Below are 23,717 nucleotides of genomic sequence, written 5' to 3'. Positions count from 1 at the left end.
GCGCGCCGGCCCACCCGCCCCGAAGGCGGCGCCAAGGCAGCCGCCAGCCCCTGCAACAGGATTCCCCCATGTCCCTCTTTTCCCTTCTGGGCGCCCTGGAGATCGGCCTGATCTTCAGCCTGGTGGCGCTCGGGGTGCTGATCTCCTTCCGCATCCTCAACTTTCCCGACCTGACCGTTGATGGCAGCTTTCCGCTCGGCGGCGCCGTCGCCGCGACGCTGATCGCCGCCGGCCAGGACCCGTTCATGGCCACTGCCGTTGCGATCGCTGCCGGCGCGCTGGCAGGCTTCATCACCGGCTGGCTCAATGTGCGCCTGAAGATCATGGACCTGCTCGCCAGTATCCTGATGATGATCGCGCTGTACTCGATCAACCTGCGCATCATGGGCCGCCCCAATGTGCCGCTGATCACCGAGCCCACGCTGTTCACCATCCTGCAGCCCGAATGGCTGCCTGACTACGTGCTGCGCCCGCTGGTGCTGCTCGTGGTGGTGGTGGTGGCCAAGGTCGGCCTGGACTGGTTCTTCAGCTCGCAGCTGGGCCTGGCGATGCGCGCCACCGGCGCCAACCCGCGCATGGCCCGCTCGCAGGGCATCCCCACCGGCCGCGCCACGCTGGCCGGCATGGCGCTGTCCAATGCGCTGGTGGCACTGGCCGGCGCGCTGTTCGCGCAGACCCAGGGCGGCTCCGATATCTCCATGGGCATCGGCACCATCGTGATCGGCCTGGCCGCGGTGATCATCGGCGAAACCATCCTGCCGGCACGCCGCCTGATCTGGACCACGCTGGCCGTGGTGCTGGGCGCCATCCTGTACCGCTTCTTCATCGCGCTGGCGCTGAACAGCGACTTCATCGGCCTCAAGGCGCAGGACCTGAACCTGGTGACCGCCGCGCTGGTGACGATCGCGCTGGTGCTGCCGGCGACCCGCAAGAAGCTGTTCGCCCGCAAGAACGGAGGTGCCTGAGATGCTGCGCGCACAAGACCTGAAGCTCACCTTCAACCCGGGCACCCCGATCGAGACCCGCGCCTTGCGCGGCCTCAGCCTGGAGATCCCGAGCGGCCAGTTCGTGGCTGTGATCGGCTCCAACGGCGCCGGCAAATCGACCTTCCTGAACGCGATCAGCGGCGACCAGATGGTCGACTCGGGCCGCATCACCATCGATGACACCGACGTCACGCGCCAGCCCGCATGGGACCGCGCCCACCTGGTGGCCCGCGTGTTCCAGGACCCGATGGCCGGCACCTGCGAGGCGCTGACGATCGAGGAGAACATGGCCCTGGCCATGGCCCGCGGCAGCCGCCGCGGCTTCCGCCCGGCGCTGAACCGCACCTCGCGCGAGCTGTTCCGCGAGAAGCTGCGCCTGCTCAACCTGGGCCTGGAAAACCGCCTGACCGACCGCATCGGCCTGCTCTCCGGCGGCCAGCGCCAGGCGGTGAGCCTGCTGATGGCTTCGCTGCAGCCGTCGCGCATCCTGCTGCTGGACGAGCACACCGCCGCGCTGGACCCGAAGACCGCCGCCTTCGTGCTGGAGCTGACCGCGCGCATCGTCGAGGAAAGCAAGCTGACCACGATGATGGTGACGCACAGCATGCGCCAGGCACTGGACTACGGCCAGCGCACGGTGATGCTGCACCAGGGGCAGGTAGTGCTGGACGTGTCCGGCGACAAGCGCAAGGGGCTGGATGTGCCGGACCTGCTGCGCATGTTCGAGCAGACTCGCCACGAGCAACTGGACGACGACGCGCTGCTGCTGGGTTGACGACTCGCAGCGTGCCATGAAAAAGGGGAGCCATGCGGCTCCCCTTTTTCATGGGCGGAGCTGCGGTCTCAGGCCGTCGCTGCCTTGTCCAGCCAGCGCCCCAGCTGGTCCGTCACCGCCGTGCTGGAGAACGAGCAGCTGTCCTGCGCAAACACCGCGGACATCTCCATCCGGCGCAGCAGTTCTTCCATCGCCTGCCCGTAGACCGGCGGCAGCGCCAGCCCGCTGCCGGCTTCGCGCCAGGCGCGCACCAGGTCGGCGGCGGGCATCGATCCCGCCAGGTGCTGGTCCAGTGCGGCACGCATGCGCGCCAGGGCTTCGCGGTTGGTTGCGCTCATGAACGTGCCCTCCTTTCCTTGTACAGTTCGCGAAACGTGCGGCCCGACGGGGCCGGCATGTCGCGGGTTTCAGTCCAGCCCTTGCCCGCCATCGGCAGGCTGGCAATCAGCTTGTTGCTGCCGCCCATGCGCCCCAGCAGCCAGGCGCCGATGCGGGTGGCAAAGGCGTACAGCTCCGGGCGCTTGGCGACGTAGCCCCACGCCTGCAGCGCGAAGCGCTCCTGCCACGGGCGCAGCCCGCGCTCCATCTGCTTCTCGCGCAGCTTGCGCAGCAGGTCGGACAGGGGGATCGAGGCCGGGCACACGCGGTTGCACTCGCCGCACATGGTCGCCGCCTGCGGCAGGTCGATCGCATTGGCCAGGCCGACATAGCTCGGCGTCAGCACGCTGCCCATCGGGCCCGGGTAGACCCAGCCATAGGCATGGCCGCCGATCTTCTGGTACACCGGGCAATGATTCATGCAGGCGCCGCAGCGGATGCAGCGCAGCATCTCCTGGAAGTCGCCGCCGATCAGCCCGGTGCGGCCGCCATCGACCAGCACGAAGTACATATGCTCGGGGCCGTCGCGCTCGCCCTCGGCGCGCGGGCCGGTCAGCAGCGAGAAGTAGTTCGAGATGGCCTGGCCGGTGGCCGAGCGCGGCAGCAGGCGCATCACGGTGGCCAGGTCTTCCAGCGTCGGCAGCACCTTTTCGATGCCGGTCACGGCCACGTGCACGCGCGGCATCACCGTGCACATGCCTTCGTTGCCCTCATTGGTGACCACCGCCACCGAGCCGGTCTCGGCAATGATGAAGTTGCCGCCGGTGACGCCCATGTCGGCGCTCAGGAACTCGGGCCGCAGCACTTCGCGCGCCTCGCGCGTCATCTCCGGGATCTCGGTCAGCCGCGGCTTGTGGTGGACGCGGGCGAACAGGTCGGCGATCTCGTCCTTGTCCTTGTGCACCACCGGCGCAATGATGTGCGACGGCGGTTCCGAGTCGTTGATCTGCAGGATGTATTCGCCCAGGTCGGTCTCGATGCTCTGCACGCCCATCTCGCCCAGCACCTGGTTCAGGCGCATTTCCTCGGTCACCATGGACTTGCTCTTGATGACCTTCTTCACGCCGTGCTTCTGCGCGATCTCGGCGACAAGGCGTGCAGCGTCGGCGGTGGTCTCGGCAAACAGCACGGTCGCACCGCGCTTGCGCGCGTTCTCTTCGAAGGTGGCGAGCCAGACGTCGAGGTTTTCCAGCGCGCGGTTGCGGCGCTCTTTCAGGGCCTCGCGCGTGGCGTCGAAGTCGATATCGCGGATCGCGTCGGCGCGGGCCGTGACGAACTTGGTCGAAAGCTTCTTCAGGTTCTGCTGCAGGCGCTGGTCGGCCAGCTTCTGGCCGGCGCGCGCCTTGAATTCCATGCTGTGGACTTGCATCGTGGCGATTCCCCGGATTTCAGCGGATGTCAGGCGTCGCCCGCCAGCACCTGGGCGATATGCAGCACGCGCGTGCTGCTGTCGCCGGTGCGGCGCAGGCGGCCTTCGATATTGAGGATGCAGCCCAGGTCGCCCAGCACCACCGTATCGGCGCCGCTGGCCTTGATGTTGGCGCACTTCTCGTCGACGATCGCGGTCGAGATATTGCCGTACTTGACCGAGAAGGTGCCGCCAAAACCGCAGCAGGCTTCGCAATCCTTCATTTCGGTCAGCTGCACGCCCGGCAGCCGCGACAACAGCTCGCGCGGCTGCTGCTTGACGCCCAGCTCGCGCAGGCCGGAACAGGAATCGTGATAGGTGACATGGCCCGAGAACGACGACGGCAGCGTCTGCACCCTGGCCACGTTGACCAGGAAATCCGTCAGCTCGAACACGCGTTCGCGCAGGCGCTCGTAGCGGCCGTTGAGTTCGGGATCGTTGTGCAGCAGGTCGCCGTAGTGCTGGCGGATCATGCCGCCGCAGCTGCCCGACGGCACCACGATGTAGTCGAACATCTCGAACTCGCGCAGGAATTTCTCCGCCAGGTCGCGCGACACCGCGCGCTCGCCCGAGTTGTAGGCCGGCTGGCCGCAGCAGGTCTGCGCCTCGGGCACCATGACCTCGTAGCCGGCGGCTTCCAGCAGCTTGAGCACCGAAAACCCGATTTCCGGACGCATCAGGTCCACCAGACAGGTGGCGAACAGACCAACTCGCATTGTCGACTTCTCCAGACCCGAAACCCCGCAATTATGCGCGTTTGCGTCGCGCGTGGCGCACAAACCGTTCAGCAAGGGCGTGAATCCGGTGCAATGCACATCACTTCCGGTGAGCAACATCACCAGCCGTTTCTTACGGTAATGTCATTTCACCTATTGAAATTTTCACAATGTGAGATAGAATCGGGCAGACGCTTAAAAATGCCGCAAGCAACATTTCTCTTTTTTCCATCTATGTCCGACGCAGACAAGTCACCCGGCAAGACGTCCATCCAGGTCATCGAGCGCATGATGACCCTGCTGGACGCGCTCGCGCAGCACGCCGACCCGGTCAGCCTGAAAGAGCTGTCACTGGCCACGGGGCTGCATCCCTCCACCGCCCACCGCATCCTCAACGACATGGTGGCCTGCCGCTTTGTCGACCGTTCCGATCCCGGCAGCTACCGGCTCGGCATGCGGCTGCTGGAACTGGGCAACCTGGTCAAGGCACGCCTGTCCGTGCGCGACGCGGCGCTGGCGCCGATGCGCGCGCTGCACCGCGTCACCGGCCAGACCGTGAACCTGTCGGTGCGCCAGGGCGACGAGATCGTCTACATCGAGCGCGCCTACAGCGAGCGCTCGGGCATGCAGGTGGTGCGCGCCATCGGCGGCCGCGCGCCGCTGCACCTGACCTCGGTCGGCAAGCTGTTCCTGGCAGCGGACGAAGCCGCGCGCGTACGCAACTACGCCACCCGCACCGGGCTGGCCGGACATACCCGCACCTCGATCACCGACCTGACCAAGCTCGAGCGGGAGCTCAGCTGGGTGCGCTCCAACGGCTATGCGCGCGACAACGAAGAGCTGGAACTGGGCGTGCGCTGCATTGCCGCCGGCATCTATGACGACTCGCGCCGGCTGGTGGCCGGGCTGTCGCTGTCGGCACCGGCCGACCGGCTGCAGGACAGCTGGCTGCAAAACCTGAAGGACACGGCGCTGCAGATCTCGCGCGGCATGGGCTACGTGACCGAAGCCGCCGCCTGAAGGCCGAATCGCCAGCCGCCGCCAACGCGCGGGCTGCCATCATGGCAGTCCGCGCGTTTTGCTTTGGGACTGCGATCGTCTCAATTCCATGGTTTACCCTTAGTTTTCAGATAACCAGCAAACCATATAATTGGCACCCATGCGAACCCGTGCCGTCACCCTCACCGAACAGGTCACCCGCCAGCTGCGCGCCGATATCGAAAGCGGCGCCTACCCGGTCGGCAGCCGGTTGCCGACCGGCAGGCAGCTGTCCGAGCAGTACGGCGTCAGCGCCGCGGTGATCCGCGAAGTCACCGAGCACCTGCGTTCGCAGGGCTTCGTCGAGTCACGCCAGGGCGTCGGCTGCACGGTGCGCTCGCGTACCGGCTCGGCGGGATTCCAGCTGCCGCGCGAACCCGATATCGACGCCAGCGGGCTGGCCGACCTGTACGACCTGCGCATCGACCTGGAAGGCGCCGCCGCGGCGCTGGCCGCCGTGCGCCGCACCGATGAGGACGTGGCCGCACTGAGTGCACTGCTGCAGCGGCTGCGCGCTCATCTCTATGACCCGCAGCCGGCCGCCGATATCGACGCCGCCTTCCATATCGGCATTGCCGCCGCCACGCACAACCCCTACTACCGCCAGCTGCTGCAGTACCTGAACCTGCAGCTGCACCAGGCCGTGGCCACCGCGCGCGCCAATACGCTGCGCCAGGCAGGCCTGGCCGAGACCGTGCATGCCGAGCATGAAGCGATCGTCGATGCCATCCGCCGTGGCGATGCCGCGGCAGCCCGCGCGGCCGCGGTGACGCACCTGCAATGCGCGGCGCGCCGGCTTGGCTTGGTGCTGCGCACGCGCGCCGATGAAGCGTCGACAGCGCGCGTAGCCAGCTCCCCTTCCCTTTCCTGAGACGACACCACCATCATGCAAACCGGCCAATTCGCCCAGCGGCTCACCGAGGCCCTCGGCGCCGACACCGTCCTGACCAACCCCGACGACATCGCCCCGTGGCTGTCCGACTGGCGCGGCATCTACCGCGGCCAGGCCCAGGCCGTGCTGCGGCCGCGCACCGTGGACGAAGTCTCGCGCGCCCTGGCGTTGTGCCAGCAGGCCGCGGTGCCGGTGGTGCCGCGCGGCGGCAATACCGGCCTGTGCGGCGGCGCCACGCCCGATGCGCAGGCGCAGAACGTGGTGCTGAGCCTGGACCGCATGAACGCGGTGCGCTCGCTCGACACCATCGCCAACACCATGGTTGCAGAGGCCGGCTGCATCCTCGGCAACCTGCGCCGCGCGGCGCAAGACGCCAACCGGCTGCTGCCGCTGTCGCTGGCCGCCGAAGACTCATGCCAGATCGGCGGCAACCTTGCGACCAATGCCGGCGGCGTGAACGTGGTGCGCTATGGCATGGCGCGCGAACTGGTGCTGGGCGTGGAAGCGGTGCTGCCCAACGGCGAGGTCTTCCATGGCCTGCGCACGCTGCGCAAGGACAATACCGGCTATGACCTGAAGCAGCTGCTGGTCGGCTCCGAAGGTACGCTCGGCGTAATCACCGCGGCCGCGCTGCGGCTGTTCCCGCGTACCGACACGCGCAGTGTGGTGCTGGCGGCGGTGGCCTCGCCGGCGCAGTCGCTGGCACTCTATGAACTGCTGTTTGAACAATGCGGCGCGCGCCTGCAGGCGTTCGAATTCTTTACCGGCGATTGCCTGGACTTGGTGCTCACGCACGCAGAGGGCGTGCAGGAGCCGTTCGCGCAACGCTACCCCGCCTACGTATTGGTGGAACTGGCCGACACCACGGACGAAGATGCGCTGAACGCGCTGCTCGAACGCGTTATCGGCGAAGCGCTGGAGCGCGAGCTGTGCCTCGATGCAGCCGTGTCTGCCTCGCTCGCACAATTGCAGGCGCTGTGGAAACTGCGCGAGGAAATCTCCGAGGCGCAGCGCGCCGACGGCCCGCACCTGAAGCACGACATCTCGCTCCCGATCGAGCAGATTCCGGCCTTCATGACCTCGATGGAAACGCGGCTGCGTGGGCTCGATCCCGCCATCCGGCCCTTTATCTTCGGGCACTTCGGCGACGGCAACCTGCACTACAACCTGTCGCGCCCGGCCGGCGCGCCCAAGGACTGGGCGGCCACGCAAGGCGATGCGGTGACCGACGCGGTGCTGGACGAAGTGATGCGCTACGGCGGCAGCATCAGCGCCGAGCATGGCATCGGCCAGCTCAAGCGCCATGCCTTCCTGACCATGAAGGACCCGCTGGAACTGCGGCTGATGCGCGAGATCAAGGCCGTGTTCGACCCGGCCGGGATCATGAACCCAGGCAAGCTGCTCTGACGGCCGCGGCCGTCAGAACGAAAAACGCGCCGTGGCACGGCGCGTTTTTTCCCGGTCAGGCGTTCCGTATCAGATGCCGCGCGACTGTTGCGAGGCCAGGATCGCGTGCGCGCCGCCCGGAGCCTGCGTCAGGTTCGGCGACGACGGGAAACCACGCTGCGGCGACGATGGCGACGGCGCATGCTCCAGCCAGTCCTTGACGCGGTTGGCATCGGCAAAGCGCGACAGCTTGCCGGCCGAGTCCAGGAACACCATCACCACGTTGCGGCCCTGGACCTTGGCCTGCATCACCAGGCACTGGCCGGCCTCGGAGATAAAGCCGGTCTTCTGCAGGCCGATCTCCCAGTTGCCGCCGCGCACCAGGCGGTTAGTGCTGACGTAGTGCTGGGTGCGGCCCAGCACGTTGACCTCATGCTCGGTCTGCGTCGAGAACTCGCGGATGGTCGGGTTGCGATACGCCGCGTTGACCATGCGCACCAGGTCCGTCGCGCTCGACACATTGCTGCTCGACAGCCCGCTGGAATCGACGAAGTGGCTGTCGTTCATGCCCAGCTCGCGGGCCTTGCGGTTCATCGCCTGGACAAAGGCCGGCAGGCCGCCCGGGTAGTTGCGGCCCAGCGCCGACGCGGCGCGGTTCTCGGACGACATCAGCGCCAGCAGCAGCAATTCCTGGCGCGTCAGCTGCGTACCAAAGCGCAGGCGCGAGCCGCTGTGCTTTTCGGTGTCGCGGTCTTCCTCGGAGATGGTCAGCACTTCGTCCATCGGCAGGCGGGCGTCCATCACCACCAGCGCGGTCATCAGCTTGGTGATCGAAGCGATCGGCAGCACCGCACTGGCGTTCTTCTGGAACAGCACCTCGTTGGAATTCTGGTCCATCACCAGTGCCACGCTGGAGCGCAGTGCCAGCGCGTCGTCAGTGTCACGCAAGCCCATGGCTTCGCCCAACGACGGCTTGGCCGGGGTGAAGGCGGCGCGCACGGGTGCGGCACGCTGGGCTACGACGGTATGGCGCTTGCCATTTTTCAGCACCACCACTTTGCGTGTGCTGCTTGCTTCGCGCTTGGCGACCTTGCCGCTACGCGAGCTCTTGGCAACAATCTTCGAAGCACCCTTTTTCTCGGCGTTAACCGATTTTGCCTGCTTTTTCGACGTTTTTTGGGTAGTTGCGGACTTGGTGGCCGCTTCGGCCACAGGTGCCGCGACCATCGACACCGATACCAGGACCGCGGTGGCAACAGCGGACAGGGGTGCGGAGCCGAAGAATCTGGAAAAAATGGAATCAGACCGGAACATGATTCGTTCAGCGCATAGGAATGGCGCTAGTGTAGGAAAGAAAGAAATTGTTAGCAAGATTAAAGACTTACAGACGCTCCTTAAAGTTCGATTTGCAAACATTTCCACATTGCGGAAAAAGCAACCAAAAGGTCACGTTTGCATGCGAACCGCCTCTGGCTTGCCCCAGGCGTACCCGGGTTCACCTTGCTGCCCCTTGGAACACTCCCAGCCAATACACGGAGTCGTCTTGTATATCGGCACTCATCGTTACACATTGATACAAACTTTTCTCAAACTTTGCTATGAGAGGAAACGCGCGAACCCGCTGACCGGCTCACGTTCCGTGGTCAGCTGGTTCTCGATCGCTTCCGGGTCGGCAAAACCCAGTGACATGCCGCATACCACCATTTCCTCCGGTGGCAGCCGCAGGTGGCTGCCAATAATCTTGTGGAACTGCGTGAACGCCGCCTGCGGACAGGTATCAAGCCCGCGCGCCCGGGCGGCGACCATGATGCTTTGCAGGAACATGCCGTAGTCCAGCCAGCTGCCCTGCTCCATGATGCGGTCGATGGTGAAGATCATCCCCACCGGCGCATCGAAGAAACGGAAATTGCGCGCGTGCTGCTCATGCATGCGCGCCTTGTCTTCGCGGCTGATCTCAAGCAGCCCGTACAGGTCCCAGCCCACCTTGCGCCGCCGCGACAAGTAGGGGTCGGCCCACTCGCGCGGGTAGTACGGATACTCTTCCAGGTACTTGCTGTCGCGCTCGGGGTCTTCGTAGGCGCCCAGCACATCGGCGCACAGCTTGGCCTTCGCCTCGCCGGACAGCACATAGACGCGCCACGGCTGCGTATTGGTGCCCGACGGCGCACGGCTGGCTACGGCCAGGATTTCCTCGACGGTCCGGCGCGGCACCTGCGTATCGAGAAAGGCCCGCACCGAACGCCGCGTCAGGATCGCGCGATCCACGCAGTCCACGGCATCCTGCGAACCGAATTGCACCTCGTGGGACATCTTGTTCATCTCCTGTTGCCCCGTTCTTACCCTTGCCCGCCCGTCACCGCGTCGGCCATCACCAACGGCAGCAGCGCCTCGCGCAGCGGCTCCGGCAACGGCACCGGCCGGCGCGTGGCGCGATCGACATAGACGTGGATGAAATGCCCCTGCGCGGCGGCAGTCTCGTTGTCGCCGCTGAACAGCCCGACCTCATAGCGCACGCTCGACGTGCCCAGTCTTGCCACGCGCAGGCCGGCCACCACGGTCTCGGGAAAGCTCAGCGACGAGAAGTAGTTGCACTGCGTCTCGATCACCAGCCCGATCGTGTCGCCCGACGTGACATCGAGCACGCCCTGCCGGATCAGGTAGGTATTCACCACGGTATCAAAGTAACTGTAGTAGACAACGTTGTTAACGTGGCCATAGACATCGTTATCCATCCAACGCGTGGTGATCGGCTGGAAGTACGGATAGGCACTGCGCGACTCGGCTTGCGGTTTCATGAGACGTGGACGGGACAGGATGGGATAGGAATATTCTGAAGTAGCCGCATACGCGACACTACCGGCGGATGACAAGTGCGACACCAAGCGCCGCGAGCACCATGCCGGCAGCGGCCAGCGGCGGAAAGCGCTCACCGAAGAGCAGCCACGCCATCACCGCGGTAGTGGGCGGCGTCAGGTACATCAGGCTCGACACCTTGGTGGCCGCGCCCCGCCGGATCAGCAGGAACAGCAGCGAGATGGCGCCGATCGACAGCGCCACCACCGACCACGCCATGGCACCAAGCATCGCGGCACTCCACTGTACCGCGCGGGTCTCGAACAGGAACATGAACGGCACGCACGCAAGTGCCGCCGCGGCGAACTGGATCACCGAGCCCATGCGCAGGTCGAACACCGGGCAGAAGTGCTTCTGGTAGACCGTGCCGACGGTGATGCTGAGCAAGGCGCCACCCGCCAGTGCCAGGCTTGCCGGCGTGAGTCCGCTGGCACCCAGCTTGTTGGCCACCACCAGCGCCACGCCGGCGATGCCGAGCAGCAGGCCCAGCCACGCGCGCGCGCCGATGCGCTCACCCATGCGCGTGGCGATCAGCGCGGTCAGGATCGGCTGCATGCCGACGATCAGCGCCGATACGCCGGCAGGCATGCCAAGCTTGATCGCAGCCCAGACGCCACCCAGGTAGCCCGTCTGCAGCAACAGCCCCGCTACGGCGATATGGCCGACCGCGGACCAGTCCGTTTGCGCCTTGCCCGGCAGGCGCGGCAGCGGCACGCGCGCCAGCAGCACGAATGGCACCATCAGCACCACCACGCCGGCAAAGCGCAGGAACAGGAAGGTCATCGGCTCCGCGTACGGCATGCCGTATTTGGCAACGATAAAGCCGGTGCTCCAGATCAGCACGAACAGCCACGGCATCGACGCCACCCACAGCGTGGCGCGGGCGCTTGACGCTGCTGCGCCGCCTTGCTCCATCACGCCGCTCATGTGGCCAGCAGCGCCTGTGCATGGCGCGCGTGATATTGTGCGGCCAGGCTTACGGTCTGCGCGTGGACCGCAACCGTGTCCTCGATCTGGTTGCCGTAGCCGCCCGCCATCGCCACCGCCACCGGCAACTGGCGTGCATGCGCGGCATCGAACACCAGCCGGTCGCGCCGTGCCAGGCCCGCCAGGGTCAGCCTGAGCCGCCCGAGGCGATCGCCCTCATGCGGATCGGCGCCGGCCAGGTAGATGATCAGCTCGGGATCGAAGCGGCTGAACAGCGTGTCCAGCGCCGCCTGCAGCGCCTGCGCATAGGTATCGTCGTCGCAGCCGTCCGGCAGGCCGACGTCCAGGTCGCTGGCCTCTTTGCGGAACGGATAGTTCTTCTCGCCATGCAGCGACAACGTGAACACGGACGGATCGCCTTGCAGGATCGACGCGGTGCCGTTGCCCTGGTGCACATCCAGGTCGACCACGGCCACGCGGCGCACGGCGCCATCGCGCTGCAGCACGCGCGCCGCAATCGCGGCATCGTTGAACACACAGAAGCCGCCGCCCTTGTCGGCATACGCATGGTGGGTGCCGCCCGCCAGGTTCACGGCAATGCCTTCGCGCAGCGCCGTCCGGCAGGCCTCGATGGTGGCGCCTGCGGAGCGCCGCGAGCGTTCCACCATGGCCTCGGACCACGGGAAGCCGATCTCGCGCTGGCGCGCCGCGTCGAGGGTGCCGGCTGACGCGGCCTGCACGTACCCGAGCGTGTGCGCCAGCAACAAGGCATCGTCGCCCGCGCGCGGCGCCTCAACCAGGCGCAGCCCCGGCACCTGCGCCGCGACGGCATCGCGCAGCATGCTGTACTTGCGCATCGGGAAACGGTGCCCGGGTGGCAGTGGCAGCACAAAATGGTCGGCATAGAAAGCGAGCATGGAAGTGGCCTGGGCGGTTCTGTTCACGTCTTTGTTTGGTTCCCGGCGCGGCCATCCGTGCGGGCGCGGGCAATCCGCGATGGTAGCACCCCTGCATGGCCCTCGCCGGAGCGCCCCGGAGTGGCGTCACAGCCGCTCCCGTGTATCGCCAGCAACGTTGTTTGTGCATTGCACAAAATCCACTTGACATTGGATCTGGCGCCCCTAAAATAGGAATTGTTGCGGCGCACCAAATAAGAAATGCGCCTTGACCCACCCACACGCCTGGGCTGGCCGAATCGGGCACAACACCGTCACGGCCCTGACATCTAGGCGGCTTAATTTGCTAGACCTTGAAGTTCACCACTGGAGACCAGCAATGATCCTCACCCCGGAACAAGTTGCAGCAGCGCAAAAGGCCAACCTCGAAACGCTGTTCGGCCTGACCACCAAGGCGTTTGAAGGCGTCGAAAAGCTCGTCGAGCTGAACCTGCAGGTCGTCAAGACTTCGTTCGCAGAAGGCGTTGACAACGCCAAGAAGGCGCTGTCGGCCAAGGACGCACAGGAACTGCTGGCCATCCAGGCCGCAGCCGTGCAGCCGGTTGCCGAAAAGACCCTGGCCTACACCCGCCACCTGTATGAAATCGCTTCGGAAACCCAGAGCGAGTTCACCAAGGTAGCCGAAGCTCAACTGGCCGAAGGCTCGAAGAACGTGCAAGCGCTGGTCGAGAACCTCGCCAAGAACGCCCCGGCCGGTTCGGAATCGACCGTGGCCATCGTGAAGTCGGCGATCTCCGCTGCCAACAACGCCTACGAGTCGGTGCAGAAGGCGACCAAGCAAGCGGTCGAAATCGCTGAAACCAACTTCCAGGCTGCGGCTACGGCTGCCACCAAGGCTGCCCAGCAAGCCAGCGCCACGGCCCGTACGGCCACGGCAAAGAAGACGACGGCTGCCTGATAGCTGCCTGCGTTGAAGATGGACCGGCTGCGGCCGGTCCGTTGGCAAAGCATATCGACGCCTGGCGTTTGCGGTATGTTTTGCCAACGATGAAGGTAGTGCCCTGACTGAGTTGCATCGGTGCTGCCTTGTCCGCCGATGTCTCCTCGGTACCGCGGTCTCCTTGTCCAAAGGTATCGTTAAACCCGACCTCTACAGGTCGGGCTTTTTTTTGTTCTTCACCTTGGCTTTTTGCCGCTTTGCGCGGAATCGGCAAACGCTAGCGGTCCCGCTCGTGCTGCGACAGGACCCATAGCATGGTTCCGACGGCCTCGGCCTGGGATCGCGCGCAGGTCTTGTCGAAGATGGCCCGCAGCTGCGTGCGCACGGTGGCCAGGGAAACTCCGGCAAGGGCTGCGTACTCGTCGGGGGTTTTGCCGCTGATCAACGCTTCGGCCACTGCCGCCTCGGCAACCGACAGCCTGAACGCCTGCTGCAGCGCCTTCGCGGCGACCATCGGCGCCGAGCCACGCCGCCTGGCAGTCAGCAGCAGCGTTGCCTCACCAAATGCCGCGCGCGTATCGTGCCCCGGCAGGCACGCGATACAGACGAAGATTTCGGGCGGCGCGCCCGCCGTGGTCCGCAGCGCCAGGCTCTCCGCCTTGCGTGTCTTTTCCACGCGGGCCATGGCGGCTTTCATGCCTTCGTTCTCCGCGGCGCTGCTGGCCGCGAGCCGGCCATGCTCGAGCCGCAGGCAAGTGGTGGCGCGCAATATGGCTTCGCCAGCGTGGTTGGCAAACATCACCCGCCCACGCCGGTCGAGCGCGAACACGGCCAGGCCGAGTTGCGCCATCAGTTCGGTGCCCACGGCGGCATCGCGATGCAGGACCCGGGCGTCCTGCCAGAGGTTGATGGCACGCTGCAGGTGTCCGGCCATGCCGGCCGCGGCGACGCGTTCCTGCATGGTGTAGGGCGGCCGGCCCTTGGCCCTGATCAACCCCAGCAGGATATCGTCGCTGCCGGGCCGGGCCAGCCGCAGGCCCATCAGGTAACGCAAGCCCGATGGCAACTGGTAATCCTGGAAAAACTCGCTGCGAGCAATATCCTGCTCACTGAGGTAATCCTGACAGCAGACCAACTCGCCAATGCCGGCCTTTTCGACAAAACTGCGACGCGGATCGAGTGCGCCGTAATACTGGTCGTAGCGCTGCACCACCGTATCCAAATCGACATCGGGCGTATAGATGGAAAGGTGGGGCGCATTGCGCAATACATCCCAGCTGAACATGTGGAATACATTGGCGCCCACGCTTTCGGCGACGCTTTGAAAAACGTCCAGGAAGCCCTCCTGCCGCAGCGCAGCCTCATAGAGGTCCCCGATAAGGTGTTCCTTTTCCGTCTTCAATTACCCGCTCCCCAAGGGCATTATTCATCAGGCGCTTAATTGATGTTCTGCGGCGCCGACAGTCTCTTACGGACCGGCATCAGCTTTGCATAAAGCGCGACCGAATGAGTGCCCCTCGCATTGGGGGTATTTCAAAGTTTCATCTAAATGAATGATGCGGCGCGCCCGGGCGATTCCGGAAAATCCCGCCAGCCAGGCGAATTGAAATCGACCCGCAGCACAAGAAAGCTCGCCCGAGGTTTGGGGATAAACGGGAATCAACTGTTGTATTGCATTGGGCGCTTTTCCTGAATTTCCTGGCCAATCAGGCGGCATAGGTCTTCGACCTGCCTGATGGTTTGCAGTCCATCACAGCAATAACCGGGGAAATCATGAAGCTCACACCTGTTGCGCTCGGCATCGCCGTGTTCGCATTGTCGGCTTGCGGCGGCGGCGACTCGTCCGACAGCGGCGCCGGCACCACTACTACCACCACGACGCCGCCTGTCACGTCGACACCCGCCAAGCAGACCGTCACTGGCGTCGCGGCCACCGGCGCAGCCATGCAGGGCGCCACCGTGACCCTGACCGACGCCGCCGGCAAGTCCGTCAGTTGCCCGGCGGACGCCACTACCGGCTCGTTCCAGTGTGATGTGACGGGACTCGCCGCGCCCTTTGTGCTGGCGGCCACCGGCAATGTCGCGGATTCGCAGGCCACGCTGATCAGCCTGAGCGCCACCGCGGGCACACAGACCATCAACATCACGCCGCTGACCAACGCGATTGCGGCAACCATCGTCGGCGACAACCCGACCAAGCTGCTTGCCGATACCGGCCTGCTGCAGTCGAAGATCACCGCGTCGGCGATCAGCACCACCGTGAAGGCCTACTCGGATGCGCTAGCCGACCTGCTGAGCGCCACCGGCAACGCCGGCGTGGACCTCATCTCCGGCCCGCTGACGGCGGGGGCGCCCGGCCTGGACCGCCTGCTCGACCAGTTGAAGGTCAACGTGCTGCCGGACGGTGCCGTGCAGCTCTCATCGGTGCCCGGCGCCTCCAGCGATACGCCTGCCCTGCTCCAGCTGGCACCCGGCGTGGCGCCGACAGCCAGCGATGCTGCGAGCCTGCCGAGCGTCGCTACCATCGGCGGGGTACCGGTACCCGTATCCGCCCTCCCGGCGGCCAGCAACCTGGCAGCGCTGCAAGCCGCCTTCAACCAATGCTTCGGTGGCAGCTCGACGGCCACCGCCCGCCTGAATGGCGAGGTAGCCGCGTGCGGCAAGATCTTCGTCGATGACGTGGATTCCGGCGTGCGGCAAGCCGGCGTGCCCTCGGCCTACCTGAACAACGGCGCGAGTGCCGAGAGGGAGTTCGCGCAGGGCGGCAGCGCGCCCGGTATCTTCGCCGACGACATGATGAACGGCGCCGCCTTCAGCCTGCCGGAAGTCATCCGCGTGCAGGCAACAGACAAGCTCTGGATCAAGCTGTCGTGGACCCGCACCGACGGCCTGCGCGACGGCACCCAGGCGATCGTGCAGGTGGCGCTGCAAGACAGCGCCCGCACCAACGACGACAACGGCTGGCGCATGGTCGGCAACCAGCGCAAGGTGCTGACCCGCGTCGGCGCCCTTGCCCAGAAATGGGACTGGCTGAATCCGGCAAAGGCGACCGCGGGCGCCAACGCCTTTGTGAGTTCGCTGAGCCTGCAAGTCGCCAACGTCGACAACCAAGGGGTGCCGGTCGATTTCGCCATCGTGAAGGGGCCGGGCTTGCGCAACGGCATCTTCCTGCAGCCGGTGGCCCAAGGCGGGGTCTGCGATACGCTGAACATCCGCGCACAGCTCGGCGCCTCGCAGACGCCGACCCAGGCCGCATCGCTTGGCCGCCTGACCTCCTGCCGCAGCAGCTACCGGCTCGCGGGCGTGGCACAGGACGTGTCGGCGCAAGCGCAGCTCGCCTGGCCGGTCGGCAACGCGGCCTGGGCCAGCCCGCAACTGAGCAGCGCGGAAATTGCCGCGATCACGCCGTTCAGTGTCTACACCTTTGACATCTACCAGCGCGGCAATACCACCACACCGGCGTACACGTACCAGGTCAGGTTGCGCACCCCGCCGCCGGCGCCGGAATCGCTGCGCCAGTATGCGTGGCAACAGGTCAGCCAGAGCGTGCGCGACTTGATCACGCCGACCTCCGCCACCGCATTCACAGGCGGCCCGACCTTCCCGGTCAGCTGGACTTCCGCCTCGGGCGTGCCCTTCGTCAAGCGGAGCAACGTGCAGGTCCGCTCCACCGTCGGCGCCACGCCTACGGTCTTCGTCAGCGGGTCGGCACAGGCCAGGCCGGTGGCCCCGGGCACGACAGTCACGCTGGACGTGCGGGGCGACCAGGGCACGGCCTTCCCCTCCGTTGCCGCGGCAACCGGCACAAACGACTCGTCGTTCGTCAACGTGACGTGGTCGGACGCCTTCGACCTGTCTTTCAACCACAGCGTCGAATACAACCACTGAAAGGCTGCGTGCTGCCACGCCCCGGGGAAGCGCCATGCTTCCTCTCGGCGTGGTTTTTTTGCTCTTCACCTTTCCATCAGGTTGGTCCCGGTGAACAGCGGCCGTGGGCCCCGAGCATGCATGCCGGCCTATTCTCCGATGCGCACAGGAATTCGCCGCCGCCCGAACTGACGCTCAAAATTCCCGAAACGTCCCGCAATCTGTGCAAAGCAGTCCGGGCAAGTTCCCGTGGGAGTCAGGCGATAGCTTTCGATCGCGTGCCAGTCGCGCACGATGAGCTGCGCGCGGCAAGCGGGGCAATGGGTGGTGGCACCGGCGGTGTCGTGCACGTTGCCGGTGTAGACGTAATGCAGTCCCTCCGCCAGCGCGTGCTTGCGGGCGCGCGCAAGGGTGGAACATGGTGTCGGCGGCACGTCGCGCATCTTGTAGTCCGGATGGAATGCGGTGAAGTGCAGCGGCACGTCGGGACCAAGCTCCCTGGCGATCCACCGGGCCTCGGCGCGAATCTCGTCATCGCTGTCGTTCTTGCCGGGAATGAGCAGCGTCGTGATCTCGAGCCAGACATCGGTTTCGTGCTTCAGGTACTGGAGCGTCTCCAGTACCGGCTGCAGGTGCGCCCCGGTGAAGGCAACATAGAACGCGTCGCTGAAGCCTTTCAGGTCGACGTTTGCCGCATCCATCCTGGCGTAGAAATCACGCCGCGCCTCGGCGCCCATATATCCTGCGGTCACCGCCACCGTCCTGATGCCCAGTTGGTGGCAGGCATCGGCTACGTCCATGGCGTACTCGGCGAAGATCACCGGGTCGTTGTAGGTGAAGGCCACGCTTTTGCAACCGTGCGCCGCCGCCGATGCGGCGATCGCTTCGGGCATGGCCGCATCGGCCAGGGTCTCCATCTCGCGCGATTTACTGATATCCCAGTTCTGGCAGAACTTGCAGGCCAGATTGCAGCCGGCTGTGCCGAACGACAGGACGGCGGAGCCCGGGTAGAAGTGGTTGAGCGGCTTCTTTTCGATCGGGTCGATGCAGAAGCCCGACGAGCGGCCATAGGCGGTCAGCACCATCCGATCGCCCACCCGCTGGCGCACGAAGCAAGCGCCGCGCTGCTCGCCATGCAGGCGGCAGTGGCGCGGGCACAGGTCGCATTGCATGCGGCCGTCATCCAGGAAATGCCAGTAGCGGCCGGCATAGCTCCCTGAACCGGGCACATCCTTCATGAGTGGTCCTTGTGCGGCTTGCTGATCACGGTTACCGACAATACATCCAGGTCGAAGAACGGGCTGTCAGCCGGAGGCGGGGGCAATCCGGCACCCCATCCGGCGATGGCATGCTTGATGTACTCTGCCATCTGCTCGTCGGCAACGTCCCTGGGCTGGTCGATCATCACGACATAGCGGCGAGTGCTCATGGCAGATCCTTTATGGCGCCCATGACAGGCAACCATGGTGGCATCACGAACGTATCCGGTGTCATCAATGCCGGCGACCCCATTCACGCGACGTCTAGCGATAGACCAGCACCGGAATCTTGCTGTGGGTCAGTACCTTCAGGGTTTCGCTGCCGATCAACAGCGCCTTCACACCCCGGCGCCCATGAGACGCCATGACAATCAGGTCACAATCGTTTTCTTCTGCAGCCTTGATGATGGCATCGTAGGGATGATCGTCGACCACGCTGCTGGTGTCGCAGGGCACGCCTGCCGCGGCGGCCTCTCGCGCGATGCCGTCGAGGTATTTCGATGCGTCCTCGAGGACAGCCTCTTCGAACTGCTCTCGCGTGTCGGTGAGCATTTCGGTGTGGTAAGTCGTGACGTGGAAATCCGGGCAGGCGCGCAGCGCCGTATTGCTGGCCTGCGTCTCCTGCGCGAACTCCAGTGCCTTGCGAAAGGCCGCTTCGGCCAGAGCGGAGCCATCCACCGCAACAAGAAGATGCCTGAACACGTCGTGCCTCCTTGTCAGCTGAACGGTAGCCACCGGGGGCCACCGGATCCCGCCAGCAGACATCCGGCAGCGATCGGCCGCGCGCGAGTATGCAGCGCCGGCCTCGGTCGCCTTGGGGTGCATGGCGGCTGAATTCAGTATAGGCAGCGAAGGTCTTGCACCGCTCCTGTCGCAATCTGCACATTGGCTGCCGACGCGAGCGGTACTGGCAGGCAGACCTCGCGGACGCCGGCAAATTCTGGCGGTTAATTGCATAATTGGCAATGAGAAAGCCCGCCTGGGCGGGCGGGCTTTCTCGCTTGCAGCGAACGGCGCTCAGCGCTTGCGCGGCGGCGGCACGTCAGTACACGTGCCTTCATAGATCTCCGCCGCCATGCCGATCGATTCACCCAGCGTCGGGTGCGGATGGATGGTCTTGCCGATATCCACCGCATCGGCGCCCATCTCGATCGCCAGGCAGACCTCGCTGATCAGGTCGCCTGCATGCGTGCCGACGATGCCGCCGCCGATCACGCGATGGGTTTCCTCGTCGAAGATCAGCTTGGTGAAGCCTTCGTCGCGGCCGTTGGCGATGGCGCGGCCCGATGCCGCCCAGGGGAACACGCCCTTGCTGTACTTGACCCCCTTCTCCTTGCACTCGTCTTCGGTCAGGCCGGCCCAGGCCACTTCCGGATCGGTGAAGGCCACCGACGGGATCTGCTTGGCATCGAAGTAAGCCTTCTCGCCATGCGCGGCCTCAGCGGCAACGTGGGCTTCATGCACCGCCTTGTGCGCCAGCATCGGCTGGCCGACGATATCGCCGATCGCAAAGATATGCGGCACATTGGTGCGCATCTGCTTGTCGACGTTGATAAAGCCGCGCTCGCTCACGGCCACGCCGGCCTTCTCTGCGCTGATGCGCTTGCCGTTGGGCGAGCGGCCCACCGACACCAGCACCAGGTCGTAGCGCTGTGGCTCGGCCGGCGCGGCCTCGCCTTCGAACTTGACGTAGATGCCGTCCGGTTTGGCTTCCACGCCGACGGTCTTGGTCTTCAGCATGACCTTGCCGAAGCGGTCCTTGTTCTTCTTCTCCCAGACCTTGACCAGGTCGCGGTCAGCACCGTTCATCAGGCCGTCGAGCATTTCCACGACGTCGATGTCGGCACCCAGCGTGCTGTACACCGTGGCCATTTCCAGGCCGATGATGCCGCCGCCGATGACCAGCATCTTGTTGGGCACTTCGGGCAGCTCCAGCGCGCCGGTCGAGTCGACGATGCGCGGATCTTCCGGGATGAACGGCAGTTTCACCGCCTGGCTGCCGGCAGCGATGATGGCCTTCTCGAAGCGGATCACGGTCTTCTTGCCGGTGCTGCGCTTGCCCTCGCCTTCGGTCAGCTCGACCTCCATGTGATGCGGGTCGAGGAAGTTGCCGATGCCGCGCACCACCTGCACCTTGCGCGCCTTGGCCATGCCGGCCAGGCCGCCGGTGAGCTTGCCGACCACCTGGTTCTTGTAGTGGCGCAGGCCGTCCAGGTCGATCTTGGCTTCGCCGAACAGGATGCCGTGGGCGGCCAGCGCCTTGGCTTCGTCGATCACGGCGGCGTTGTGCAGCAGCGCCTTGGACGGGATGCAGCCCACGTTCAGGCAGACGCCGCCAAGCGTGCTGTAGCGCTCCACCAGCACGGTATTCATGCCCAGGTCTGCGGCGCGGAAGGCGGCCGAGTAGCCGCCGGGGCCGGCGCCCAGCACCAGCATCTCGCACTGGATATCGGCGCCACCGCTGTGGCTGGCGGCAGCAGGAGCCGGTGCCGGAGCCGCCGCCGCGGGTGCGGGAGCCTGCGCCGGTGCCGGAGCTTGCGCGGGCGCCGGGGCGGCCGCGGCCTGCTGGGCCTCGATGGTGCAGATCACCGCGCCCTGGCCGACCTTGTCGCCGACCTTGACCTTGACCTCGACCACCTTGCCGGCGGCCGACGACGGCACGTCCATGCTGGCCTTGTCGGATTCCAGCACGATCAGGGACTGTTCCACCTCGACCGTGTCGCCGGCCTTGACCAGCACCTCGATCACTTCCACCGCGTCGAAATCGCCGATATCCGGCACCTTGACTTCGATCACACTCATGTTTGCTCCTCTATGCGCGCCCGCCTCTCGGCTTCAGGGCGCGCCGTCGTTGTTGGTTGCCGCGCTGTCGGGTGCCGTACTGCCGGTTGCCGGATTGCCGCCCGAGGCACCGCCAGCCGCCGGCGCCGGTGCGGCGTCACCCTCGTGCAGCCGCACGGTGTGCACCTCGATCGGCCCCGCCGAACTCTTGTCGAACTCCACGCCCGCATCGACGCCGATGCGCGCGATCTCGCCCGCATCCAGGTCCGGCCGGTCATAGACCGCATGCATCGCGCCCAGCGCGTAGTTGCGGCCCGAGCCGATACCCCAGAAGCGGTCGAACGAAAACACCTCGCGGTACGAGTAGACGCCGAAGATGCCCGCCGGATTGGCGATCAGGCATACGATCTGCGACGACTCGTAGGGATCGTCCTCGTCTTCCTTGGTGTTGACGAAGTAGTCCGACTTCAGCTTCTCATGCACCTTCAGGAAGGTGCGGAACACGTCATCACGCGAGCCCAGCCGGCACTCTTCGCCCAGCCCCGCCAGCAGCGTGCGCATGACCGGGAAGTGCGCGGTGGTCCCGGCCAGCGCGATGAAGCCGTCGCCTACCGGGAACACCTTCTGGTTGCGCTCGTAGGCGCGCGACAGGCGCGTGTCGCCAAAGGTGACCAGCGCATCTGCCGCGATGGCCACCTCGGCGCCCTTCCTCACGACCACGCAGGTAGTCATGGCTCGCTCCCGGTTGCGCGTGGTGCGCCGGGCAGGCCAGGCCGTCGGCCTGCCCGCCCGGCGCAACCCCGCTTACAGCAGGATGCGGCGGAAATCCGCCAGCAGTTGCCCGAAGTACGTGTTGAAGCGCGCCGCTTCGGCACCGTCGATGACGCGGTGGTCCCACGACAGCGACAGCGGCAGCGTCAGGCGCGGGGCGAACTGCTTGCCGTCCCACACCGGCTTCTGGTACGACTTGCACACGCCCATGATGGCCACTTCCGGCGCGTTGATGATCGGCGTGAAGTATGTGCCGCCGAGGCCGCCCAGCGAAGAGATCGAGAAGCAGCCGCCCTGCATCTGGTCCGGCTTGAGCTTGCCGTCGCGGGCCAGCTTGGCGAGCTCGCTCATTTCCTGGCTGATCTCCAGCACGCCCTTCTTGTCGGCGTCCTTGATCACCGGCACGACCAGGCCGTTCGGGGTGTCGGCGGCAAAACCGATGTTGAAGTACTTCTTCAGCACCAGGTTGTCACCATCGAGCGACGCGTTGAAGTTCGGGAACTTCTTCAGCGCCGCCACCGTGGCCTTGATCATGAACGCCAGCATCGTTACCTTGATGCCGGACTTCTCGTTTTCCTTGTTCAGCTGCAGGCGGAAGGCTTCCAGCTCGGTGATGTCCGCTTCGTCATGGTTGGTGACGTGCGGGATCATGACCCAGTTGCGGTGCAGGTTGGCACCCGAGATCTTCTTGATGCGCGACAGGGCCTTGCTTTCGACCTCGCCGAAGCGGGTGAAATCGACCTTCGGCCACGGCAGCAGGCCGAGCTCGCCACCACCGGCGCCAGCCGCGGCGGCCTGTGCGGGCGCGGCGGCCTGGCCGCTCATCACGCCCTTGACGTAGCCCTGCACGTCTTCCTGGGTGATACGGCCCTTGGGGCCGGTGCCCGGCACGCGCGACACGTCCACGCCCAGCTCGCGTGCGAACTTGCGCACCGAGGGGCTGGCGTGGGCGGCCTTGCCGGTTACGCCAGCGGCGGCCGGCGCGGCAGCAGGTGCTGCGGCCGGTGCCGGGGCGGCGGCTGCGGGGGCCGGTGCCGGTGCCGGTGCGGGCGCGCTGGCAGCCGGGGCCGGAGCCGGAGCCGCGGCGGCAGCTGCCGGGGCGGCGGCTGCGGCGGCGCCTTCCAGGATCAGCAGCAGCGTGCCTTCGGCGACGTTGTCACCGACCTTGACCTTGACTTCCTTGACCACGCCGCCTTGCGGCGACGGCACGTCCATGGTGGCCTTGTCGGACTCCAGCGTCACCACGGCGTCTTCGGCGTTGATGGTGTCGCCCGCCTTGACGTGGACTTCGATGACCGGCACGGCGTCGTAGTCGCCGATATCGGGCACCTTGACTTCGATGGTGCCGCCACCGCCACCGCCAGCGGCCGGGGCCGCGGCTGGGGCTGCCGCGGGGGCAGGAGCCGGTGCGGGGGCTGCGGCGGCCGGCGCCGGGGCTGCTGCGGCGGCGGGCTCGTTGGCCGCCTCCAGCATCACCAGCACCGAGCCTTCGGACACGTTGTCGCCCACCTTGATGCGGACGTCCTTGACCACGCCGGCCTGCGGCGAGGGCACGTCCATGGTGGCCTTGTCCGATTCCAGCGTCACCAGCGCGTCTTCCGCGTTGATGCTGTCGCCGGGTTTCACATGCACTTCGATGACGGGAACGGCGTCATAGTCGCCGATATCCGGCACCTTGATTTCAATCGCTTGACTCATTCAGTGTCTCCTGGGCAGGCCGGCACGCGCGACATCCGCAAGCGGCGAGATTACCTTCGCCGCCCGCTTCTGTCACGCCGCCATGCCGCAAGGCGCCGTCCGGGCTCTGGCCGGGGCGCCCGCGGCACGGCGTTGCCGTACTGCGG

The 23,717-nt window shown here is 65.9% G+C and carries 22 protein-coding genes; 7 read left to right on the top strand and 15 right to left on the bottom strand.

The genetic code is table 11. The annotated features are described in order from the left end of the window. The first annotated feature begins 68 nt into the window (after positions 1-68). Together AC3WQZ_RS07540 and AC3WQZ_RS07535 are read left to right on the top strand one after the other, a co-directional pair. Complete coding sequence (locus AC3WQZ_RS07540) at positions 69-965, top strand: ABC transporter permease (protein ID WP_011615051.1); 897 nt, start codon at positions 69-71, stop codon at positions 963-965. A 1-nt stretch (position 966) separates the two neighbouring features. After that, entirely contained in the window at positions 967-1,761 is a 795-nt protein-coding gene (locus tag AC3WQZ_RS07535) for an ABC transporter ATP-binding protein (protein ID WP_492300277.1), read from the top strand. Positions 1,762-1,829: 68 nt separating this feature from the next. On the opposite strand, the gene AC3WQZ_RS07530 is transcribed toward AC3WQZ_RS07535, so the two are convergent. The 3 genes from AC3WQZ_RS07530 to AC3WQZ_RS07520 are packed head-to-tail and all read right to left on the bottom strand — an operon-like array spanning position 1,830 to position 4,263. Beyond that, positions 1,830-2,099, bottom strand: a complete 270-nt coding sequence (locus AC3WQZ_RS07530; protein ID WP_492300276.1) for a hypothetical protein — start codon at positions 2,097-2,099, stop codon at positions 1,830-1,832. After that, on the bottom strand, positions 2,096-3,508 hold the full coding sequence (locus AC3WQZ_RS07525; protein ID WP_492300275.1) for a LutB/LldF family L-lactate oxidation iron-sulfur protein: 1,413 nt from the start codon (positions 3,506-3,508) through the stop codon (positions 2,096-2,098). The genes AC3WQZ_RS07530 and AC3WQZ_RS07525 overlap by 4 nt, the downstream gene beginning before the upstream one ends. A gap of 29 nt (positions 3,509-3,537) precedes the next feature. Beyond that, entirely contained in the window at positions 3,538-4,263 is a 726-nt protein-coding gene (locus AC3WQZ_RS07520) for a (Fe-S)-binding protein (RefSeq protein ID WP_011615043.1), read from the bottom strand. Positions 4,264-4,497: 234 nt separating this feature from the next. On the opposite strand from AC3WQZ_RS07520, the gene AC3WQZ_RS07515 reads away from it, so the two are divergent. The 3 genes from AC3WQZ_RS07515 to AC3WQZ_RS07505 all read left to right on the top strand — a co-directional run bounded on the left by AC3WQZ_RS07515 (position 4,498) and on the right by AC3WQZ_RS07505 (position 7,600). After that, complete coding sequence (locus AC3WQZ_RS07515; protein WP_013956405.1) at positions 4,498-5,283, top strand: IclR family transcriptional regulator; 786 nt, start codon at positions 4,498-4,500, stop codon at positions 5,281-5,283. A 139-nt stretch (positions 5,284-5,422) separates the two neighbouring features. Further along, positions 5,423-6,172 carry a FadR/GntR family transcriptional regulator gene (locus tag AC3WQZ_RS07510; protein ID WP_011615041.1) on the top strand — a complete coding sequence of 250 codons (750 nt, stop codon included), beginning with the start codon at positions 5,423-5,425 and terminating at the stop codon, positions 6,170-6,172. A gap of 15 nt (positions 6,173-6,187) precedes the next feature. Beyond that, entirely contained in the window at positions 6,188-7,600 is a 1,413-nt protein-coding gene (locus tag AC3WQZ_RS07505; RefSeq protein ID WP_011615040.1) for an FAD-binding oxidoreductase, read from the top strand. Between the two features lie 69 nt (positions 7,601-7,669). Here AC3WQZ_RS07505 and pbpG read toward each other — a convergent pair whose 3' ends face one another. From pbpG to AC3WQZ_RS07480, 5 genes are all read right to left on the bottom strand, one after another. Beyond that, entirely contained in the window at positions 7,670-8,893 is a 1,224-nt protein-coding gene (gene pbpG / locus AC3WQZ_RS07500) for a D-alanyl-D-alanine endopeptidase (protein ID WP_439671578.1), read from the bottom strand. Positions 8,894-9,175: 282 nt separating this feature from the next. Continuing rightward, positions 9,176-9,898, bottom strand: coding sequence for a nitroreductase (locus AC3WQZ_RS07495; RefSeq protein ID WP_081050391.1), 723 nt, complete (start codon positions 9,896-9,898; stop codon positions 9,176-9,178). Between the two features lie 17 nt (positions 9,899-9,915). After that, positions 9,916-10,374, bottom strand: coding sequence for an acyl-CoA thioesterase (locus tag AC3WQZ_RS07490; protein ID WP_011615037.1), 459 nt, complete (start codon positions 10,372-10,374; stop codon positions 9,916-9,918). Between the two features lie 58 nt (positions 10,375-10,432). Beyond that, the gene (locus AC3WQZ_RS07485; protein WP_058698885.1) at positions 10,433-11,359 is read right to left on the bottom strand and encodes a DMT family transporter; all 927 of its coding nucleotides are present in this window, start codon (positions 11,357-11,359) and stop codon (positions 10,433-10,435) included. Continuing rightward, positions 11,356-12,276: a histone deacetylase family protein gene (locus tag AC3WQZ_RS07480; RefSeq protein WP_492300273.1), complete on the bottom strand. Its 921-nt coding sequence runs from the start codon at positions 12,274-12,276 to the stop codon at positions 11,356-11,358. Before AC3WQZ_RS07480 ends, AC3WQZ_RS07485 begins: the two co-directional genes overlap by 4 nt. Before the next feature lie 358 nt (positions 12,277-12,634). On the opposite strand from AC3WQZ_RS07480, the gene phaP1 reads away from it, so the two are divergent. Continuing rightward, a complete protein-coding gene (gene phaP1, locus AC3WQZ_RS07475) occupies positions 12,635-13,213 on the top strand; it encodes a TIGR01841 family phasin PhaP1 (protein ID WP_011615034.1) in 579 nt (192 codons plus the stop codon). A gap of 259 nt (positions 13,214-13,472) precedes the next feature. Here the strand turns inward: phaP1 and AC3WQZ_RS07470 are convergent, their stop codons facing one another. Beyond that, positions 13,473-14,597: a helix-turn-helix transcriptional regulator gene (locus tag AC3WQZ_RS07470; protein ID WP_439668731.1), complete on the bottom strand. Its 1,125-nt coding sequence runs from the start codon at positions 14,595-14,597 to the stop codon at positions 13,473-13,475. Positions 14,598-14,968: 371 nt separating this feature from the next. Between AC3WQZ_RS07470 and AC3WQZ_RS07465 the strand changes: the two genes are divergently transcribed. Continuing rightward, positions 14,969-17,083, top strand: coding sequence for a hypothetical protein (locus AC3WQZ_RS07465; RefSeq protein WP_439668730.1), 2,115 nt, complete (start codon positions 14,969-14,971; stop codon positions 17,081-17,083). A gap of 128 nt (positions 17,084-17,211) precedes the next feature. Here AC3WQZ_RS07465 and amrS read toward each other — a convergent pair whose 3' ends face one another. From amrS to aceF, 6 genes are all read right to left on the bottom strand, one after another. Then, positions 17,212-18,300, bottom strand: a complete 1,089-nt coding sequence (gene amrS, locus AC3WQZ_RS07460) for an AmmeMemoRadiSam system radical SAM enzyme (protein WP_058696844.1) — start codon at positions 18,298-18,300, stop codon at positions 17,212-17,214. Next, positions 18,297-18,491 carry a hypothetical protein gene (locus AC3WQZ_RS07455; RefSeq protein ID WP_011615032.1) on the bottom strand — a complete coding sequence of 65 codons (195 nt, stop codon included), beginning with the start codon at positions 18,489-18,491 and terminating at the stop codon, positions 18,297-18,299. The genes amrS and AC3WQZ_RS07455 overlap by 4 nt, the downstream gene beginning before the upstream one ends. Positions 18,492-18,585: 94 nt before the next feature. Further along, positions 18,586-19,023: a universal stress protein gene (locus tag AC3WQZ_RS07450; RefSeq protein ID WP_492300271.1), complete on the bottom strand. Its 438-nt coding sequence runs from the start codon at positions 19,021-19,023 to the stop codon at positions 18,586-18,588. 315 nt (positions 19,024-19,338) lie between these two features. Continuing rightward, positions 19,339-21,123 carry a dihydrolipoyl dehydrogenase gene (gene lpdA / locus AC3WQZ_RS07445; RefSeq protein WP_492298696.1) on the bottom strand — a complete coding sequence of 595 codons (1,785 nt, stop codon included), beginning with the start codon at positions 21,121-21,123 and terminating at the stop codon, positions 19,339-19,341. A gap of 33 nt (positions 21,124-21,156) precedes the next feature. Beyond that, on the bottom strand, positions 21,157-21,834 hold the full coding sequence (locus AC3WQZ_RS07440; RefSeq protein WP_058696845.1) for an Ntn hydrolase family protein: 678 nt from the start codon (positions 21,832-21,834) through the stop codon (positions 21,157-21,159). Between the two features lie 72 nt (positions 21,835-21,906). Next, entirely contained in the window at positions 21,907-23,571 is a 1,665-nt protein-coding gene (gene aceF, locus AC3WQZ_RS07435; RefSeq protein WP_492300269.1) for a dihydrolipoyllysine-residue acetyltransferase, read from the bottom strand. Positions 23,572-23,717: the final 146 nt, after the last annotated feature.

This window comes from Cupriavidus sp. FW305-26 (assembly GCF_058787975.1).
This window is presented reverse-complemented; position numbering and strand designations above follow the sequence as displayed.